The sequence below is a fragment of the Diaphorobacter sp. B2A2W2 genome, from assembly GCF_056730635.1.
Genome location: NZ_JBWZOR010000001.1, coordinates 648,444 through 666,904, shown reverse-complemented (window position 1 = coordinate 666,904; position 18,461 = coordinate 648,444). Strand labels below are relative to the sequence as shown.

The 18,461-nt window shown below is 66.9% G+C and carries 15 protein-coding genes; 7 read left to right on the top strand and 8 right to left on the bottom strand.

Annotated features, from left to right (window positions below; genetic code table 11):
* The first annotated feature begins 7 nt into the window (after positions 1-7).
* From AC1PPL_RS03055 to AC1PPL_RS03045, 3 genes are all read left to right on the top strand, one after another.
* On the top strand, positions 8-589 hold the full coding sequence (locus AC1PPL_RS03055) for a TetR/AcrR family transcriptional regulator (protein ID WP_196995692.1): 582 nt from the start codon (positions 8-10) through the stop codon (positions 587-589).
* 172 nt (positions 590-761) lie between these two features.
* Complete coding sequence (locus AC1PPL_RS03050) at positions 762-1,382, top strand: FMN-binding negative transcriptional regulator (RefSeq protein WP_220638816.1); 621 nt, start codon at positions 762-764, stop codon at positions 1,380-1,382.
* A gap of 409 nt (positions 1,383-1,791) precedes the next feature.
* Complete coding sequence (locus AC1PPL_RS03045) at positions 1,792-2,364, top strand: hypothetical protein (RefSeq protein WP_088887019.1); 573 nt, start codon at positions 1,792-1,794, stop codon at positions 2,362-2,364.
* 4 nt (positions 2,365-2,368) lie between these two features.
* Here the strand turns inward: AC1PPL_RS03045 and AC1PPL_RS03040 are convergent, their stop codons facing one another.
* From AC1PPL_RS03040 to AC1PPL_RS03025, 4 genes are all read right to left on the bottom strand, one after another.
* Positions 2,369-2,986, bottom strand: coding sequence for a DUF599 family protein (locus AC1PPL_RS03040; RefSeq protein ID WP_479972577.1), 618 nt, complete (start codon positions 2,984-2,986; stop codon positions 2,369-2,371).
* 103 nt (positions 2,987-3,089) lie between these two features.
* Entirely contained in the window at positions 3,090-3,512 is a 423-nt protein-coding gene (locus AC1PPL_RS03035; protein WP_088887017.1) for a YeeE/YedE family protein, read from the bottom strand.
* Positions 3,513-3,533: 21 nt separating this feature from the next.
* Positions 3,534-3,977: a YeeE/YedE family protein gene (locus AC1PPL_RS03030; protein WP_123676436.1), complete on the bottom strand. Its 444-nt coding sequence runs from the start codon at positions 3,975-3,977 to the stop codon at positions 3,534-3,536.
* Positions 3,978-3,981: 4 nt separating this feature from the next.
* Positions 3,982-4,305 carry an ArsR/SmtB family transcription factor gene (locus tag AC1PPL_RS03025; protein ID WP_011805640.1) on the bottom strand — a complete coding sequence of 108 codons (324 nt, stop codon included), beginning with the start codon at positions 4,303-4,305 and terminating at the stop codon, positions 3,982-3,984.
* Positions 4,306-4,412: 107 nt separating this feature from the next.
* On the opposite strand from AC1PPL_RS03025, the gene AC1PPL_RS03020 reads away from it, so the two are divergent.
* Positions 4,413-5,315 (top strand): MBL fold metallo-hydrolase, encoded by a 903-nt coding sequence (locus tag AC1PPL_RS03020; RefSeq protein ID WP_479972576.1) that lies wholly within the window; start codon positions 4,413-4,415, stop codon positions 5,313-5,315.
* Positions 5,316-5,353: 38 nt separating this feature from the next.
* On the opposite strand, the gene AC1PPL_RS03015 is transcribed toward AC1PPL_RS03020, so the two are convergent.
* From AC1PPL_RS03015 to AC1PPL_RS03005, 3 genes are read right to left on the bottom strand one after another with little or no spacing between them, the layout of a single operon-like run.
* Positions 5,354-6,187 (bottom strand): redoxin family protein, encoded by an 834-nt coding sequence (locus AC1PPL_RS03015; RefSeq protein WP_479972575.1) that lies wholly within the window; start codon positions 6,185-6,187, stop codon positions 5,354-5,356.
* A gap of 7 nt (positions 6,188-6,194) precedes the next feature.
* On the bottom strand, positions 6,195-7,655 hold the full coding sequence (locus AC1PPL_RS03010) for an ATP-binding protein (protein ID WP_479972574.1): 1,461 nt from the start codon (positions 7,653-7,655) through the stop codon (positions 6,195-6,197).
* Entirely contained in the window at positions 7,652-8,329 is a 678-nt protein-coding gene (locus tag AC1PPL_RS03005) for a response regulator (RefSeq protein WP_479972573.1), read from the bottom strand. The genes AC1PPL_RS03010 and AC1PPL_RS03005 overlap by 4 nt, the downstream gene beginning before the upstream one ends.
* Before the next feature lie 109 nt (positions 8,330-8,438).
* Between AC1PPL_RS03005 and AC1PPL_RS03000 the strand changes: the two genes are divergently transcribed.
* From AC1PPL_RS03000 to AC1PPL_RS02990, 3 genes are all read left to right on the top strand, one after another.
* Positions 8,439-10,124 carry a VRR-NUC domain-containing protein gene (locus AC1PPL_RS03000; RefSeq protein ID WP_479972572.1) on the top strand — a complete coding sequence of 562 codons (1,686 nt, stop codon included), beginning with the start codon at positions 8,439-8,441 and terminating at the stop codon, positions 10,122-10,124.
* A complete protein-coding gene (locus AC1PPL_RS02995) occupies positions 10,121-12,703 on the top strand; it encodes a helicase C-terminal domain-containing protein (protein ID WP_479972571.1) in 2,583 nt (860 codons plus the stop codon). Before AC1PPL_RS03000 ends, AC1PPL_RS02995 begins: the two co-directional genes overlap by 4 nt.
* A 396-nt stretch (positions 12,704-13,099) precedes the next feature.
* Positions 13,100-14,923, top strand: coding sequence for an RNA-directed DNA polymerase (locus AC1PPL_RS02990; RefSeq protein ID WP_479972570.1), 1,824 nt, complete (start codon positions 13,100-13,102; stop codon positions 14,921-14,923).
* A gap of 284 nt (positions 14,924-15,207) precedes the next feature.
* On the opposite strand, the gene AC1PPL_RS02985 is transcribed toward AC1PPL_RS02990, so the two are convergent.
* Positions 15,208-18,402: a molybdopterin dinucleotide binding domain-containing protein gene (locus AC1PPL_RS02985; protein WP_479972569.1), complete on the bottom strand. Its 3,195-nt coding sequence runs from the start codon at positions 18,400-18,402 to the stop codon at positions 15,208-15,210.
* Positions 18,403-18,461 lie beyond the last annotated feature (59 nt).

The following is an 18,461-nucleotide window of genomic DNA, read 5'->3' as shown; positions in this document are numbered from 1 at the left end:
CTAATGCATGAAAGTGAGCAAAGCACAGGCCGCCGAGAATCGCGAAGGAATCGTGGAAGCCGCTGCGCGCCTTTATCGGGAAAAGGGCCTGGATGGCGTGGGCGTGGCCGAGATCACACGCGATGCAGGCTTGACGCACGGCGGGCTGTACCGGCACTTTGAGTCCAAGGATGCCCTCGCGCGAGAGGCGTGCCTGCGTGCATTTGAGTGGACGATCACGCCGCTCGACGGATGGGAGCCTCGGGAGGCGGAAGGTGCGCCTGAAACCAGACTCCGTGCGCTGGTGCATGGCTACCTTTCTGTGAACCACCGCGATCACCCTGGAGAGGGTTGCCCTGCTGCGGCATTGGCAGCGGATGCTGCAAGAGCGGGGCCTGAGATGTCAAAGGTTTTTGCGCAGGGGGTGGAGCGCAACATCCAGCGCTTTATGAGCGTGCTCCCGGGTAATGACGGGGCCAAGCGTGCCCGGACTATCGCGACCCTCAGCAGCATGGTTGGGGCATTGGTTCTCGCCCGCGCCACGGCGGCAGGCGACCCGGCGCTGTCTGAAGAAATATTGGCAACCTTGCGGGAGCAGCTAGCCCCGTAGTCGCTGGATTTGGACAGGCGCTCGCACATTTGAAGCGCCCATCACGTTAGTGCTGACGATGAGGCTGCTAGCCTTAGGGGGCCTGTCCATCCTTTGCGCAGCGGGTTTGGATAGGCGCCAAACGGGCGCCTGGCTTGAAAGGCTTCCGGCAACTTTTTCCACCACGCGCTTTATGTACCTACCTGCACAATTCGCCGAGTCCCGGATCGGGGAGCTTCACCGCATCGTCCGCGAGAACGCGCTGGGCATGCTGGTGACACACACTCCCGCCGGTTTGGAGGCCAACCACCTTCCATTTTTTCTGGATGGCGACATGCTGCTGGCGCATGTGGCGCGTGGCAATCCCATCTGGCGCGAGGTACGCGACGGCGATCAAGTGCTTGTCGTCTTCCGCGGCGTCGAAGGTTATATCTCTCCCAACTGGTATCCTGGTAAACAGGAGACGCATCGGCGCGTGCCTACCTGGAACTACGAGGTTGTCCATGCCCACGGAACGATTCATGTCCGCGACGATGTGAAATTCGTTCGCAGGGTGGTCGCCTTGCTAACGCGCCAGCATGAGGCGGGGCAGGCACAGCCATGGAAGATGGGTGATGCGCCGCCAGACTACTTGGATGAGCAACTGCGGCATATCGTGGGCATCGAGATCCGTCTCGGGCGACTGGAAGGAAAGCGCAAGCTGAACCAGCACCACGGCGAGCAAGACCGCGAGGGCGCGATTCAAGGACTGGAGTCCCGCGGCAACCATGGGCTCGCCAAAGCCATGAGGGAGGCGACGTCCCCCACATCGTGACCCGCAACTCCTTGGCCGGCCGGCTTGTGGCCATGCGCGGAGCGGGGTGGCGGGCCTCAGTGCGTTGCCTGCCAGGTGATGCGCTGGCCAGCAAACGATCCAAGCCCTGACCTATCAAGGTGGGCACTGGTGGTAAGCCCGGCCATGGTGGCTGCCATGCAATCCGGCAGCGGACCTGCTGGGGCGGTAATGCCCGGCAGTGCGGTGGCGGATCGCCTCCTGCGCGCCTCGGTGAAAGCCGCGCGCCGCATCGCGTGCCGTCGCGTTGGCGCAGAGCGTGCAATGGCGATGCCGGAGCCGGTCGGCACGGATGCCTTATTCCGGGAGCGGGCCCATGAAGGATCCCGAGGGTTGCCGCATCTCGCCCGCGGGCATGGCACCATGCGGTTTTCTATGTGGGAGTGAATCCATGAAATTCTGGCGGGCGGGTGCGTTCGGAGCGTTGGTGTTGGCGGGCTGTGCCAGCCAGCAAACGCTGGTGCCGCAGATTCAGCAAGGCGAATCCGAAGGGAAAAAGACCGTGACGGTGGCGCCCGCGAGTGCCGCGTGCTCCCGGCCCCAGTGCCCCGTGCTGGCGGCGGCGTGGAGCGCGGCGAAGCCGGCGCAGGCGGTGCTCACCGTGGGCCTGCCCCATCAGGCGGCGGAGGTCACGGGCGCGGACTTCCATTTGGGGGGCGGGCAGGCAGTGCGCGTGCGTTCACGTTCGCGCGCCGAGGCCGCTGCGCTGGGCTACCCCGCCACGGCGTTCGATGTGCCGTTGCGGCTGGTGGACCAGATCGCCTACACGCCGCGCAGCTGGGTGCGGGTCTATACGGCGGATGGGCGCAGCGTGGATGAGACGCTCAACAGCGGTGAGGAGCGCAGCAAGGCCGTCGAGGCGATGAGCTACTTTGTCACTGCCGTGGAGTCCGCCAGCGGCCAGGTGGCAAACCCCGACAGCTCTCGCGGCGGCTTGATGGACCGCCTGGGCGGCGGCAAATAGGGCATCAGCGGTCCACGTCCAGCCAGTCCCACATCGACAGGAACAGCGCCACCGCAACGGCAGCGCCCAGCAGGCTGTGGATGTAGAACAGCGCCAGCGGCACCGCCCAGATCATGAGGCGCAGCGACTGGCTGTAGTACAGGCCCGCGCGCATCAGACTGAGCTCGCCAAGGGTCTGCCATGACCGGCGCGCAGCGGACTCCACGGGCATGCCCGCCACGAAACCGGCGTGGTGGTAGTTGCGCGCCGCCAGCATCGAGGTCAGAAATGCCAGTGCCAGCAGCACCAGCACGGTGAACGCGTTCCAGAAGGCCAAGCCCTGGTCGGTGCCCAACGGTGGAAAACCGTGGTGCCACCACTGCGACGGCCAATGTCCCTGGGTGAGCGTGAGCCCGCCCATGAACGCCAGCGTGGCCGTGGTCGCCGTCATGGTGCAGGACATGAGCGAGTTGCGTAGCGTCTGGACCCCCAGCACTTCGGTGCCCTTGTGCTGCGCAATGGCGGTAAACCATTCCTGCCGCAACCGTGTATGGGCGCGTGTGGCGGAAGGTGCCCACGCCCAGTGCCGCACAAGGTACAGCAGTGGCAGCGCGGCGGTGAGGAGAAACAACAGGGAGTCCATGTGCATCGCTATGAATTAAGGAGCTTATAGCGCTTGTTGGTATTGGTTTTCAATGCGTTATTGCGATGAATTCGGCCAATGACAAGCGCTGCCAGCTATTTTTTCAGGAGCGCGTGCGGCGATCCCAGAAGTGTTGCAGCTGCATCCCCGCCAGCATGGCGGCCACGAACAGCCAGACCTCGCCGCGCAGCGTCCCCAGGTTCATCACGGCCGGGCCGGGGCAGAACCCCGCCAATCCCCAGCCAATGCCGAACAGCGCCGCGCCGGTCAGCAGGCGTTTGTCCACCGCGGTGGAGGAGGGCAGCTGCATGGGGTCTCCCAGCAGCGAGGTCTTGCGCTTGCGGGCCCAGGTGAACGCCACCAGCCCCACAAGAATGGCGCCCCCCATGACGAAGGCGAGCGAAGGGTCCCATGCGCCGAAGAAGTCCAGGAAGTTCTGTACTTTTGCGGGATTGCCCATGCCCGACAGGATCAGGCCCAGTCCGAAGACGAGACCGGCGAGCAGTGATGCGATGGCAGAAGCCATGGTGTTTCTCCTTGAGATGGGTCAGGCCAGCACGTGACGCACCACGAACACCGTGGCGGCGCCGGCACCGATGAAGGTCAGGGTGGCGGCCAGGGAGCGCAGCGACAGGCGCGAGAGTCCGCACACGCCGTGCCCACTGGTACAGCCCGACCCCAGCCGGGTGCCAAAGCCGACCAGCAGGCCGGCCAGCACGATGACCAGCGGGTTGCTGGGCATCTCCATGGGGGGCAGGGGGGCGATGAGCTGCCAGACCAATGGCGCCACCACCATGCCGATCACGAAGGCCGCACGCCAGCCCCAGTTGGCAACGCTGGCCCAGCTGCTGCGCTGCAGCAGCGCGCCCACGATGCCGCTGATGCCGGCGATGCGCCCCAACAGCACGATCAGCAGCGCCGCGGCCAGGCCGATCAGCATGCCGCCGGCCAGCGATGACCAGGGGGTGAACGAATTCCAGAGGATGGTCATGGGATCAAGCTCCTTGCTTGCAGAAAAGGCGATGGATGGCCTGCATCAGCTGCAGTGCGCGGTCGTCCGCCAGTTGGTACCAGATGAATTTGCCTTCACGGCGGGTTTGCACCAGCCCGTCGCGGCGCAATACGCCCAACTGCTGCGACAGCGTGGGCTGGCCGATGCCGGTGAGCTGCTCCAGCTCGCCCACGGTGCGCTCGCCTTCGGTCAGCTGGCACAGCAGCATGAGCCGGTCTTCGTTGCCCAGCAGCTTGAGCATGGTCACGGCTTCGCCCGCATGGGCGCGCATGGCGGGCAGGTCCAGGGTCGTGGCGTCGTTAATCATGATGGAGGTGCAAAACAATATGTTTTCATATAATATATCAAAAAATAAACTGTTGTTGGTTGGTGGTGCTGCTTCGGCACTTCCGTCTTCATTGCGAAAGGACCTTCATGCCCCACGCCTCCATGCATATCGAGCCCTTCTTCGACCCCGTGACGGGCACCGTGAGCTATGTGCTCGCAGACACCGACGCCGGCCAAGCGGCAGTGATCGACCCCGTGCTGGATTTCGAGCCGAAGTCCGGCACGCTGACCAGCGCGTCATCGGACCGCATCATTGAATACGTGCGCCGCCAGGGCTGGCAGGTGCAGTGGATTCTGGAAACCCACGCACACGCCGACCATCTCTCGGGCGCGCAGCACATACGCCACCACCTCGGCGGCAAGGTCGCCATCGGCGCGCACATCCGCGCGGTGCAGCAGCTCTTTCGCAGCGTGTTCCATTTCGAGCGCAGCTTCCTGCCCGACGGCAGCCAGTTCGACCACCTGTTCGAGGACGGCGAGACCTTCCATGTCGGCGGGCTGGAGCTGACGGCGCTGCATGTGCCCGGCCACACGCCTGCCGACATGGCCTACCGCGTGGGCGACGACGTGTTTGTGGGCGACACGCTGTTCATGCCCGATGTGGGTACGGCGCGCGCGGACTTCCCGGGCGGTGACGCCGTCACGCTGTACCGCTCCATCCAGCGCCTGCTGGCGCTGCCCGCGCACACCCGACTGCACATGTGCCACGACTATCCGCCCGAGAACCGCGCACCTGCCTGGGTCAGCACCGTGGCAGAGCAACGCAGCGGCAACATCCATGTGCACGAGGGCGTGACCGAGGCCGCGTTCGTGCAGATGCGCACCGCGCGGGACGCCACACTGGCCATGCCCACGCTCATCCTGCCTTCGGTGCAGGTCAATGTGCGCGCCGGCAAGCTGCCGCCCGCGCAGGACGACGGGCGTACCTATATCCAGCTGCCCATCAATGCGTTCCTGAAAGGGGCTGGCGCGCCGCAGGGCATGTCGTGACGTCGGCGGCGCACCTCTTTGCGCCAGCGGCCGCGTTGCTAAGGGGCGGAGTGGCCGCTGATGAGCGCGAGGTGTTGGGCCAGCGTGGCAGCCGACAGCTCGCCCACGCGCACCGCGGCCAGACGGCCCTGGCGGTCATAGAACAGGGTGGTGGGCAGGGCTTTGTGGCCCAGCGCGCTACCCAGCTGGCCCGCTGAGTCCAGCAGCACATCGGCGGCCGGCAGGCGCTGCTGCGCCGCAAACCGGGCGACTGTCTCGGGAGGCTCCCCCTGGTTCACCCACAGAAAACGCACCTGTGACTGGGGCGACTGTGCCTCGCGCGCCTGCAGCATGACGGGCATCTCGCGCCGGCAGGGCGGGCACCAACTGGCCCACAGGTTTACCACCACGGGCTGCCCCTTCAGCTCTGGCAGGGCGACCGTGCGCGCATCCAGCGCCACGCCTTGCCATGAGGGCAGGGCGGCCTGCTCGCGCGGTGCCGTAGCCTGCAGCACGCCCCAACCCAGCAGCCATACTCCGGCGAATGTGGCCAGCCCTGCCGTGGCGCTCTGCCGCCATGGGCTGCGCCGCAGCCACAGCAGCGCGACATAGAGCAGCGCGGCGCCCAGGCCCGCCCAGGGCGACCACCCGCCGTCGCGGATGTCGAGCACAGCCACCGGCGCGCTGGCATACAGATCCGCATAGCGCAGCACGAAGCCCAGCCGCGCCGCGATCAGTGCGACCAGGGGCAGCAGCCAGCCATGCGGGCCGCCCGGCAGGCCACGCCGTGCGGCCAGTCGCTCATGCACCATCGTGCCCAACTGCCAGGCGCCCAGGAGCACCAGCAACATCCACGGCAGGACCAGTGGGCCCAGGTGCAGTACGCGGTCCACGGCGGCGTCAGTCCTTTGCCGCCGAAGAGGTCACCACCAGCGCCGGAAGGCACAGCCGCGCCCGCAGGCCGGGCTCGGCCGGCTCCAGCGTCAGCGTGCCATGGGCGCTTTCGGCGATGCGGCGCACGATCGTCAGGCCCAGGCCGCTGCCGGGCGAGGTGCTGGACTTGCGCCAGAAACGCCGCAGCGCTTGCTCGCACTCCGCAGGGGTCAGGCCGGAGCCTTCGTCGCGCACACAGACTTCCACCGTGCCCGGACCGGCAGCATCGGCTTGCCAGCGCAGCGTGGCACTCACAGGGGTGGGGCCCTGGTGATGGCGCAGCGCGTTGTCGATCAGGTTGGTGATGGCGCAGGCCAGTAGCGCGGGGGGCAGCGGTAGCTGTATTGCCTGCCAGGCTGCCGGGTCGGCGGGTATTTCTGCCGCGTCCAGCGGTGGGGAGGGCAACTGAATGCCCTCGTTCTCGGCACGCTGCAGGGACTGGCTGCAGGCCAGGCGGAAGGCCTGCGCGATGCCGGTGCCCACGGTGGCGCGCGCCTCTCCCGCGCTGGCGCTTTCCACGCGTGCAAGCTGCAGCAGTTGCTCCAGCGTGGCGTGCATGTGGTCGATGCCTTCGCCCGCTTGGCGCAGTGCGTTGGCGGCCTTGTCGGGGCTGGCGTTGTTGTTGCCCGCGGCAAGTGTCAGCTGCGCCACCTGCACATGGGTCTTGATGGCGGTGAGCGGCGTGCGCAGCTCATGCGCCGCGTCGGCGGTCCAGCGGCGCTCGTGTTCCATGCTGGCGTCCATGCGCGCCAGCAACTGGTTCAGGCTGTCCACCAGCGGGGCCAGTTCCTTGACGTCGCGGCCCGACTGCACGGGCGTGGGGTCGTGGGGTGGGCGCTGCACCAGCTCCTCGCGCAGGCGCTGCAGCGGGCGCAGGCTGCGCGTGCCCATCCACCAGGTCAGCAGCAGGATGACGGCAAGCGCCAGCACGAAGGGCAGCACCAGCGTGCGCACGAAGGTCTGCACCAATTGGTCGCGCACATCCAGCCGGTCGGCGGTGGCCACGCGCACCCCCTTGTCCTCCAGCACATAGGTGCGCCACTGCTTGCCGCCCTTGGTGATCTGGCCAAAGCCCGCGCTGCCGGCAGAGGCCATGTCCGGGATGTTGTTAGTGCGCGCGATGGGCAGGATGTCCACTTCGCTGCGCACCAGGCTCACCTCGCAGGCCACGCCATCGCGGCCAATGACCGACAGCAGCGCATCGTTGCTGGCGCGCGGCGCTGCCGCCAGCTCGGCCTGCTGGAACTGCTGCACGATGCCCACCACCATCCGGGCCGATGCGATGAGGCGGTCGTCCAGCAGCGTGCGCAGCTCGCGCTGCATGTTGATGAACTGCCAGATCGCCACGCCGCTCCAGACCAGGCAAATGGTCAGGCTCAGGCCCAGCACCAGCCGAACCCGCAGGCTTTGCATAGGTCGTGCCGTCATGCCGCACCGCCGCAGTACCGCGTGCCCAGCCGAAAGCCCAGGCCGCGCACGGTGTCGATCACATCGGCGCCCAGCTTCTTGCGCAGATGGTGCACGTGCACGTTCACGGTGTTGCTGCCCACGTCCTGGTCCAGGCCGTACAGGCTGTCATGCAGCTGCGCCGCGCTCAGCACGCGCCCGTGCGCCTGCAGCAGGGCCTGCAGCAGCGCCCATTCGCGGCGCGAGATGTCTATCGCCACGCCGTTGCGCGTGACTTCGCCGGTGGCCATGTTGACCTGGCAGTCGCCCAGCGCCAGCAGGTCGCTGGTGCGCCCGCCTGCGCGGCGCAGCAGGGCGCGCAGGCGCAGCACCAGCTCCTGCAGGTCGAAGGGTTTGGTCAGGTAGTCGTCGGTGCCGGTCTGAAAGCCGGCCACCTTGTCCTCGATGGTGCTGCGCGCGGTAAGGATCAGCACCGGCAGCGCCAACCCCTTGGCGCGCCACTGGCGCAGCAGGCTGATGCCGTCGCTATCGGGCAGGCCTAAGTCCAGCACGCAGGCATCGAACTGGCGGCTGGTCATGTGGGCCTGCGCCTGCGCCACGCTGCCCGCGGTGTCGCTGGTGAAGCCGTGCAGCTCCAGCCCGGCCTGGATGCCGCTGGCCACCAGCGCGTTGTCTTCGACGATCAGGATGTGCATGCGGCCCGCTTGGCAAAAGCCCGCATTCTAGGAACGGCGCGTTATCCCCACATTAACGGCGCACCCGCTGCGTCGGTATCATTGACTGTATAAACGCACAGTCTTTTGTATGCCGCAGCCCGGCCCTGCGCCCGCACCGCACCGCTTTTACTACCTGCACAACTTCCAGCGTGCGCTGGACTGGCTGCACACGCGCTATGGCGACCTGCTCGGTGTGGACGACCTGCAGTTCCTCACCGACTTTCGGCAACTACCCCAGGCCGCACAGGCCCTGCTGGTGCGCATGGTGATGCGGCGCGGGCCGTGGTTTCGCGCGAGCAAGCTGGCCTATGACGAGATTCCCGACACGCGCGACGCCGCCGCGCCGCTGCTGTCGCGGGGCTGGCTGTGCGCCGATGCGCCTCTGGGTCTATCGGAGCTGTTTGCCTTGCACACCAAGCGCGAGCTGCTACAGATTTTGCAGGGCACTGCGCTGCACCCCACCATGCGCAAGGCCGAGATGCTGCAGGCCCTGGCCGACCGCGCTGACCTGCGGCAGCCCTACGCCGCCTGGCACCCGCATGCCGACGAGCCCGTGTGGCAGGTGACGGTGGGCGCGCGCTGCGAGCGGCTGCGGCTCATGTTCTTCGGCAACCTGCACCAGAGCTGGGCGGAGTTCGTGCTGGCCGACCTGGGCGTGTTCCGCTACGAGGCCGTGCCGCTGGACGCTGCCTCGCGCCCGTTCCAGAGCCCAGCCGATGTGGACACCTACCTCGCCCTCAGCGCCTGCCGCCAGGCGCTGGACGCGGAGGGCGCTGATGCCGCAGCGCTGCTGCAGGCGCTGGCCGCCGCGCACAGCGCTACGCCGTGGCTGGAGCAGCGCCGCGCGCGGGTCCTGCTGCGCGTGGGCCAGGCCTGCGAGCGCGCGCACGACTGGCCGCTGGCCGCGCAGGCCTACGCCGCCAGCCGCGCCCCCGGTGCGCGCCACCGCCAGATCCGCGTGCTGGAGCGCATGCAATGCTCCGATCAGGCCCTAGCCCTTGCCCATCAAGCGCTGGCTGCTCCTGAAAGTGAAGAAGAACACCAGCGCGTGGCGCGCATGCTGCCGCGCCTGCGCCGCAGCCTGGGGCAGGGCGGCGGGCCGCGCCGGCCGGCACTGGCCCCGGCCGTGGCTGCGCTGCGCATGGACGTGGAACTGCCCGCGCCCACGCCGCCCCAGTCGGTGGAGCACGCGCTGCGCGCGCACTGGCACTGCGCCGAGGCACCGGTGTTTTATGTGGAGAACACGCTCGTCAACGCGCTGTTCGGCCTGCTGTGCTGGCCGGCCATCTTTGCGCCGCTGCCGGGCGCGTTCTTCCACCCGTTCCAGAGCGGCCCGGCCGACCTGGGCGCGCCCGACTTCGTGGCCCGCCGCCAGGCCTTGTTCAACGCCTGCCTGGCCGAGCTGCACGACGGCCGCTACCGCGCCACCATCCTGCAGCGCTTTGAAGAGAAGCACGGCACCCAGTCGCCCTTCGTGGCCTGGGGCGCGTTGAGCGCCGAGCTGCTGGCGCTGGCGCTGGACTGCATTCCGCCCGCGCACCTGGAGCGGCTGTATGCCCGGCTGCTGCGCGACGTGCAGGCCAACCGCACCGGACTGCCCGACCTGGTGCGCTTCTGGCCCGGCCGGCCGCCCGGGGCCGATCGCTATGCGCTGGTGGAGGTGAAGGCCCCCGGCGACAAGCTGCAGGACAACCAGATCCGCTGGCTGGATTACTGCGTGGCGCAGGGCATTCCGGTGCAGGTGTGCCACGTGCAGTGGTGCGCCCCGGCATGACGCCCGCCCCGCGCCCCCACGTGGTGGCCGTGCGCGCGCTGTGCGAGTTCACCGCCCGCACGGGTGACCTGGACCTGCGCTTCACCCCCGCCCCCAGCGCGCTCGAAGGCATGGAGGGCCACCGTGCGGTGCAGCAGCGCCGCGGCGCAGGCTACGAGGCCGAGGTGCCGCTGACCGGCACGTACGACCACCTGACGGTGCGCGGCCGTGCCGATGGCTGGAACGCGGCGCTGGGCCAGCTCGAAGAAATCAAGACCTACCGCGGCACGCTGGACAGCGTGCGCCCCCACCACCGCGCGCTGCACTGGGCCCAGGCCCAGGTGTACGGCCACCTGCTGTGCCAGGCGCGCGGGCTGGCGGGGCTCAAGCTTGCGCTGGTCTACGTGCACGCCACCACCCATGCCGAGACCGTGCTGGTGCAGGAACACACCGCCGCCGCGCTGCAGGCGTTCTTTGCCACGCAGTGCCAGCGCTATTTGGCCTGGGCGCACAGCGAGGCCGTGCACCGCCAGCAGCGCAACGCCGCCCTGGTGCGGCTGCGCTTTCCGCTGCCCGCATTCCGCGCCGGGCAGCGCGAGCTGGCCGTGGCCGTGTACCGCACCGCACACCCCAACGCAGAGGGCGCCAGCGCCCCCGCCGGGCGTTGCCTGCTGGCCCAGGCGCCCACCGGCATCGGCAAGACCCTGGGCACGCTGTTCCCGCTGCTCAAGGCGATGGCGCCCCCGGCGATGGCGCCCCCGGCCACGGTGCCCCCGGCGATAGCCGCGCCAGGGCAGGGCAGGCCTGCTCCGGCCGCTGCCGCATCCGGCGCCGCCGCCGATGCGGTGCCCAACGGGGATACGGAAACCCTCAAAAAAGAGAGCGCGCCACGCTTGCCCAGCGGGCTGGACAAGCTGTTTTTCCTCACCGCCAAGGGCACGGGCCACGGCCTGGCGCTGCACGCGCTGGCCCAGTTGCAGGGCGCGCTGGCACCCCACGCGCCAGGCACGCCGCTGCGCGTGCTGGACCTGCACGCGCGCGACAAGACCTGCGAACACCCCGGCAGCGCCTGCCATGGCGATGCCTGCCCGCTGGCGCGCGGCTTCTTTGACCGGCTGCCCGCCGCCCGCGCCGCCGCCGTGCAGCAGCCCGCGCCTTGGGATGCGCCCGCCGTGCGCAGCGTGGCGCTGCAGCACGGCATCTGCCCCTACTACCTGTCGCAAGAGCTGGTGCGTTGGGCCGACGTGGTGGTGGCCGACTACCACTACTACTACGACAGCGCCGCGATGCTCTACGCCCTCACGCAGCAGCAGGGCTGGCGCGTGGCCGTGCTGGTGGACGAGGCCCACAACCTGCTGGAGCGCGCACGCAGCATGTACACCGCGCCGCTCTCGCCCTTCGAGCTGGCCGCCGCACGCCAGGCCGCCACCGGCCCCGTGAAGAAGGCGCTCGACGCGCTGCACCGCCAGTGGAACGCGCTGAACAAGACCGTGGGCCAGGCCGCAGAAGACGCTGACGCGCCGGGCGCACCCGGCGCACTGCACACCGGCGCCACCGCACCCGCGCTCCCCATCGCCGCCACGCCCAGCTACCAGGCCCACACCACCGTGCCGCCCGCGCTGCTGGGCGCCGTGCAGCGCGCCGTAGGCGCCATGGCCGAGGCCCAGGCCGACCAGCCCCTGCCGCCGGGCGACGCGGTGCTGGTGTTCTACTGGTCGCTGCTGCACTTCCAGGCCCTGGCCGAGCAGTTCGGCCCGCATGCGCTGTTCGATCTGCAGCGCACCGCCACGCCACCGCGCAGCCGCAGCGGCCGGGCCCGCACACCCGCCACCACGCTGTGCATCCGCAACGTCATGCCCGCGCCGCACCTGGCCGCGCGCCACGCCGCGGCGCAGGCCACGGTGCTGTTCTCGGGCACGCTCAGCCCGCCGCAGTTCTACCGCGACCTGCTGGGCCTGCCGCCCGACACCGCCTGGCTGGACGTGGCCGCCCCCTTTGCCGCCCACCAGCTGCAGGTGCGCGTGGCCCCGCACATCTCCACCCGCTGGCGCGACCGCGAGGCCTCGCTCGCCCCCATCGCCGATCTGGTGGCCGCGCAGTACGCGCACCAGCCCGGCAACTACCTGTGCTTTGCCAGCAGCTTCGACTACCTGCAGCGCGTGGCCGCCACGCTGGCCCAGCGCCACCCACAGGTGCCCCAATGGCAGCAAACGCGCGAGATGGACGACGCCAGCCGCGCCGCCTTCCTCGCCCGCTTTACCGAGGGCGGCCAGGGCGTGGGCCTGGCCGTGCTGGGCGGCGCCTTTGCCGAAGGGGTAGACCTGCCGGGCACCCGCCTCATCGGCGCCTTCATCGCCACGCTGGGCCTGCCGCAAGTGAATGCGGTGAACGACGCCATGCAATGTGCGCTGGACGAGGTGATGGGCCCCGGCCAGGGCTATGCCTGCACCTACCTGTACCCCGGCCTGCGCAAGGTGGTGCAGGCCGCTGGCCGCGTGATCCGCACCGAGCACGACCAGGGCGTGGTGGTGCTGATGGACGACCGCTTTCAGCGTGCCGAGGTGCGCGCGTTGTTGCCACAGTGGTGGCAGGTGGGGTGAGGGGCTGGGTTCGGATGTGGGGCAGCATGCGTGCCCGTGATACCGAATGGCACTAGATGCTATGAATGTGGTAGCTGTTAGCGCTTATCTAAAGCGCCGTAGCGGCCTATTTGGCTGATAAATCCGGAGGGTTTGATTCCCCGAACCGGCTTGAAGGGAAGGTTGATTCTTCAGTGAAATGCTCAGAAGGCGCTGAGCAAAAACGGCGTTTCAAAGGCTGTGGGGGCAGCTTGCGGCCAGAATGCGACATCCGGTTTGCAGCCGTAGAGCGGCCGTTGCGCCACGCTTCAGGCCATGAGCCAACCTGTGCGGTACCAAGAAGTGCTGGAGCACGCGGCGCCGACAGACACCGCGAATTGACGCGAAACGATCAAAAATCCCTAGGATGCCTCTCTGATGGACAGAATCGAAAGACTACTCCGGCTGGGCTACCTCCCGTCTCAGTTGCCGCCCGCATTCAGGACAAGCGATATCGCCGCGCACCACGCAGCTCTCTACGCCGCTTGGATTGCACTGTCTCCGACAACGAAGACTGCGAAGGCCCGCAAGTCAAGGTCCGAATTGTTCAGCGTCGCGCGCCCTGGGCATCAGCGTCGGGCGACCAGTCTGCCGAATCCTATTGCCCAAACTTACCTCAGCAAGGCAATCATCGACAACTGGGCAAGCTTGATCGGGCACTTTCGACGCTCGAAATTGAGTGCGAGTCACCCTAGATTTCGGCGCGATTCCAGTCGCGCTGCAAGCCTACCCGCAATGCAAACCCTTTATGAGCGGCGGCTGCTGCAGGGAGCAGGCTACAGATTCGTACTTCGTTCAGACATTTCGCGTTTTTTTCCAACCATTTACACGCATTCCATACCATGGGCTCTTCACGGCAAGGCGATAGCAAAGAAGAACAGATCCATCACGCCAAAGTTCTTCGGAAACCTCCTTGATCAAGCGGTTCGTCAAGGTCAGGACGAACAGACGTTCGGACTGCCCATTGGCCCTGATACCTCACACATCATCGCTGAATGCATCGCTACTTCGATCGACGTCGAGCTGACCAAGAAGCTTCGCGCTCGTCCCGTTGGCTTCCGTTATGTTGATGACTACTACCTCTTCTTTGAATCGCATGATTCTGCGCAGAAGGCGCTCGCGCACCTTATTCGCTGCCTGAAAGATTTTGAGCTTCAGATCAATTTTGAGAAGACAAAGGTGTGCCGGATTGAAGAGTTAGAAGAAGATTCTTGGACTCATGCGCTTAGAAGTTTTGACATTGCATCAACAGGTCAGCGTCAACGCTCCGATATCAATCATTTCTTCGAACTTGCGCGCGACCTTGCGAAGCGCCACGCAAGTGACGGAGTGATGGTTTACGCACTTAGGCGAGTCGGCTCAGTCATACTCCGAAAGGAAAATTGGGACCCTTTTGAAGCACAACTGTGCATAACTGCAGCCGCGCATCCAGTGACGCTTCAGGCAGTTACGCGTCTTTTCTCGACGTATTCTGGCCTGGGCTATCCTATCGGCAAACAGCGTCTATCACGCCTCGTGAATTCGCTCATCGAAGAGCATGCCCCCCTTGAGCACCATAGTGAAGTTGCGTGGTGCCTGTGGCTCTGCAAAGAGCTTTCCTTAACTTTGACGTCCGCCAACGTAGATCTCGTTGCCGCAATGAATTCTTCAGTTTGCGGTTTGATTCTTTTAGATCTTGCTTCTGCCGAATCGCTGCCCAAAGCGCCACCGCCGGCGAGATTCAAGCCGCTTGAAGACCCCAATGCGCTGTGGGATGACCTTTGGATGCTGAGCTACGAGGCCGGGGTGCGAGGTTGGGGCGGTCTTTCCGACGTTCACATAAAGGCAGATCCGCATTTTGAGGAAATGCGAAAGCGCAATGTGCGTTTTTACGACCCTGCCGCCTCGATCGCGCCGTTGTTTACTCCCAAACCCAATGCGTTGAAGCAGCACAATTTCAAAACAATCGCTGAGCTACTCGAGCTGGATGATCTCGACGACGTGTTTGAGTACGACGACGAAGAAGACATGTACGGTAGTCCGTTCGACGAGCCGGACGACGAACTGTTCGACGAGCCGGATGACGAACTGTTCGATGAGCCGGATGACGAACTGTTCGATGAGCCGGATGACGAACTGTTCGATGAGCCGGACGACGAACTGTTCGATGAGCCGGACGACGATCCGTTCGATGAAGTCCTCCTTGAAGATGACGATCTGTAGATTGAGATCATGGAAAAAGGTCGCGCAATTGTCCTCCCCCTTTGCAGACCCCATCTCTTGAATCGAACGGCGAGAATCAGTCTGCCTTGCCGGTTGCAGTGACGCGTCACGCGATCGTTCTGCTCAATCGCCGAGTTTCGCGACAGTTCGCTTTTTTCGAAGCTGGCCGACAGCAACGGGTCGAAAGCCCCTGCTGATAAAAAAAGCCCATCGCAGTTGCGATGGGCTTTTCCATTCAGTGCACCCGCGCCCGCAAGCGCCCAGTGCTCAGCACCTGGCAGGCATCACACCTTCCGCACCTTCACCGGCAACCCCTGCCGCACCACGGCCCCCGACACCCAGTCGATCCACACGTTGTCCTTGGCGGGCCGGGTGGGGTCGGCAAAGCCCAGCGCGTTCAGGTTCACGCCGTTGCCGTGCTGCGGGTTGTGGGCCATGGGCTTGCCGTCCACGGTGTGGATGGCGGCGCCCAGCTGCTTGTGGCCGTAGCCGTACTCAATAGCCAGGGCGCCCTGGGCGATGCCGCTGCGCACCAGGGCCACGCCCTGCAGCTTGGCGCCGGGGGTGCTGACCTCGATGCGGTCGCCGTTGGCGATGCCCAGTTTGGCCGCATCGTCCTTGTTCAGGCTGATGGGGTTGTGCGGGTGCACCTGGCGCAGACGGCTGGCGGCAATCGACATGCTGCTCATCAGGTTGGACTTGTAGCTGCTCATGGTCAGCGGCCAGTCCTGCTCGGTGAAGCGCTCGCGCATGCTGCTGCCGTCGGCAAAGCGGGTGGGGAACCAGGTGGGGCAGCCCACGTAGCGCTCGCCGGTCATGGAGTGGCGCATCTTGGCCAGGCCTTCGTGCCACAGCTGCACGGGGAACTTGTAGGCGGCCTTGATCTGCTCGCCCTTCCAGGCGTCTTCGATCTTGTCGAAGCGCCCGCCACGGCTCATCACCATGGCCACGCGGCGCACTTCCTCGGGCTTGAGGCGCTTTTCCACCTCGGGCATCCAGCGGGTGACGCCGGTGAGGGCGATGTCGTCGTCGCTGGCTTCGGGCACGGGCTTGCCGGCCTGGTAGGCGATGTTGCACATGCCGCGCAGGTAGAAGTCTTCGGCGCTTTCCAGGTCGAGCGGCTCGCCGTCCTTGGTGCTCATCGCGCCCTTGCCAAAGCCGGGCAGCTGCAGCTGCTTGGCCACGGCAAAGACGAAGCTCTCAAAGCTCACGGGCTTGCCGTCGGCCGTCTTGGCGGTGGCGGGCTCCACGGTGGGCCAGCGCACGGTGCTGCTCTTGGCGATCACGTCGGCCCAGGGGGCGCCGATGCCCCAGCTTTCGTACGTGACGGTGTCGGGCACGATGTAGTCGGCCAGGGCCGAGGTCTCGTTGATGAACGGATCGACCGAGACGAACAGCGGCAGCTTCTTCGGGTCCTTGAGGGCGCTGACCAGCGTGTTCTCAAAGCCGCAGATGGCGTACACCGGGTTGCTCATGTGGTTGATCCACGCCTTCACCGGGTAGGGGTAGCCCAGCAGGCCGGCAGCCAGCATTTCGCTGGAGAGGCCCCCGGGCGCCGGGTACCACGGTGCCTTGGCGGGGTAGGGGTTCTGGCCGGCTTCTTTCTTGCGCTTGAACTCGCTGGTCTTCTCGTACGGAAAGCGCGTGCGCGACAGCGCCACGCCCGTGGCTTTTACCGCACCCTCGAACTGCGCGAAGTTGTAGCGCGGGCCGGGGCCAAAGGGGCCGAACGGGCCGGCGTCCAGCACCCAGCCGCCCTTGACGTTCAGGTTGCCGATCAGGTTGTTCAGCATGGCGATGGCGTAGGCGGTGTAGAAGCCCGCGCCGCTCATGGTGCCGCCGTGCGAGTTGGCCACGGCCTGCTTGCCGTGGCTGGTGAATTCGCGCGCCAGGTCTTCGATGTCTTTCACCGGTACGCCGCACAGGTCGGAATACTCCTGCAGCGTCTTGCGGCGCGCTTCCTCGCGCAGCTTGACGAACGATGTGCACACGGCGATCGGCGCGGGCTCCTCGGTGGCGCCCGCGGCCTTCAGGGGCATGAATTCGCGCTCCACCACCAGCTCGGCCGGCTGGGCCACGGTGTGGGGCACCAGCTTGAAGCCGCCCTTGCCGTCGGCCACCTGCACCACGTACACGTCTTCGGCCGGGGTCTTCTCGTCCACCGGCTCGGGCATGGGCAGGCCCAGGTCGGCGCCGCGCAGGAACTGGCCGTAGCGCGGGTGCTTGGGGTCGTTGATGAGCAGGTGGGTGGCGTTGCTCCAGCTCGCCTCACCCGCGGCGGCCATGGCGGCCGGGCCGGGCTGGGTGAGGTACTTGGCGTCATAGCGCTCGTTGTCGATGATCCAGCGGATCAGCGCCATGGCCAGCGCCAGGTCGGTGGCGGGCTTGATGGGCAGCCAGCGGTTGTTGTCGCCGGCCGCGTGGCTGGACGACATGGGCAGCACGGGCGACACCACCACGTAGCGGTAGGCGTTGTCGTCGCGCGAGCGGGCCTCGGCCAGCTCGCGCCCCATGCGCTGGAACGGGTTGCCCGACTGCGCCGGCGCCGTGCCCAGAAACAGGCCGAAGCGCGAGTTCTTCCAGTCCGGCTTGCCGTGCGGCATGCCGGGGATGTTGCCCAGGGCGGCCGCCGTGCCCACGCGGTAGGTCTGGCCGCAGTAGGCGCCGTGGTTGGCCACGTTCACCGTGCCAAAGGACTGGCGCGCAAAGCGGTTGATGAGCGGCGTGCGGCCTTCGTTGGAGGCGTCGGTCACCAGCAGCTGGTTGGCCTTGGGGCCGTACTCGGGGTTCTCGGGGTCGATCAGCGTTTGCACGTCGCGGATGGCGGCCAGGCCATCCACGTGGCCTTCGCCGAACAGGTCGCCGCCCTCGCAGATTTCCTTGACCAGCTGTTCCAGCGAGATGCTTTTCCACTGGCCGGAGCCGCGCGGGCCCACGCGCTTGAGCGGGGTGAGCACGCGGTGGGCCGCAGTCTGGTGCTCCAGCATGGCCGAGCCGCGCGCGCAGCTGGTGGCGCGGCCCTCCAGGCCGTTGTCGCCGCCCAGCAGGGCGTACACCTCGCGCACGGGCGTCTCCATGGGCGCATGGTGCGTGGTGGCCAGCGGGTGGTAGGGGTTGCCGGCGATGCGGATGATTTTGTTGTGCTCGGTATCCACGCGCACACGCACGCCGCACTGCGTCCAGCAGCCCAGGCAGCTGCTGGGGCTGACCACCTGGCCCGGCTGGGTGGTGAGCTGGCCGGTCACGGGGTCGATGCGGAACTCGGGCGTGAGCGAATTGCCGCGCGTGGCGCTCTTGGTGGCGGTGCCGGACGTGCCGGTCACCAGCCCCTTGGCGCCCTTGGCCACGGTTTCGCCGTAGCCGGCGGCAAAGGCCGCCAGGCCACCGGCCACCGCGCCGCCGCGCAGCAGCAGGCGGCGGCGGTTGGCGTCGGGGTGGGCCTCGGTCTCGGGAGAGGAATGCGGTTTCTTGTCAGTCATGGTCTGTACCTTCAAGGGCAGCGCCAGCGGGTATCACTTCAGTATTGATAGCTGCTCGC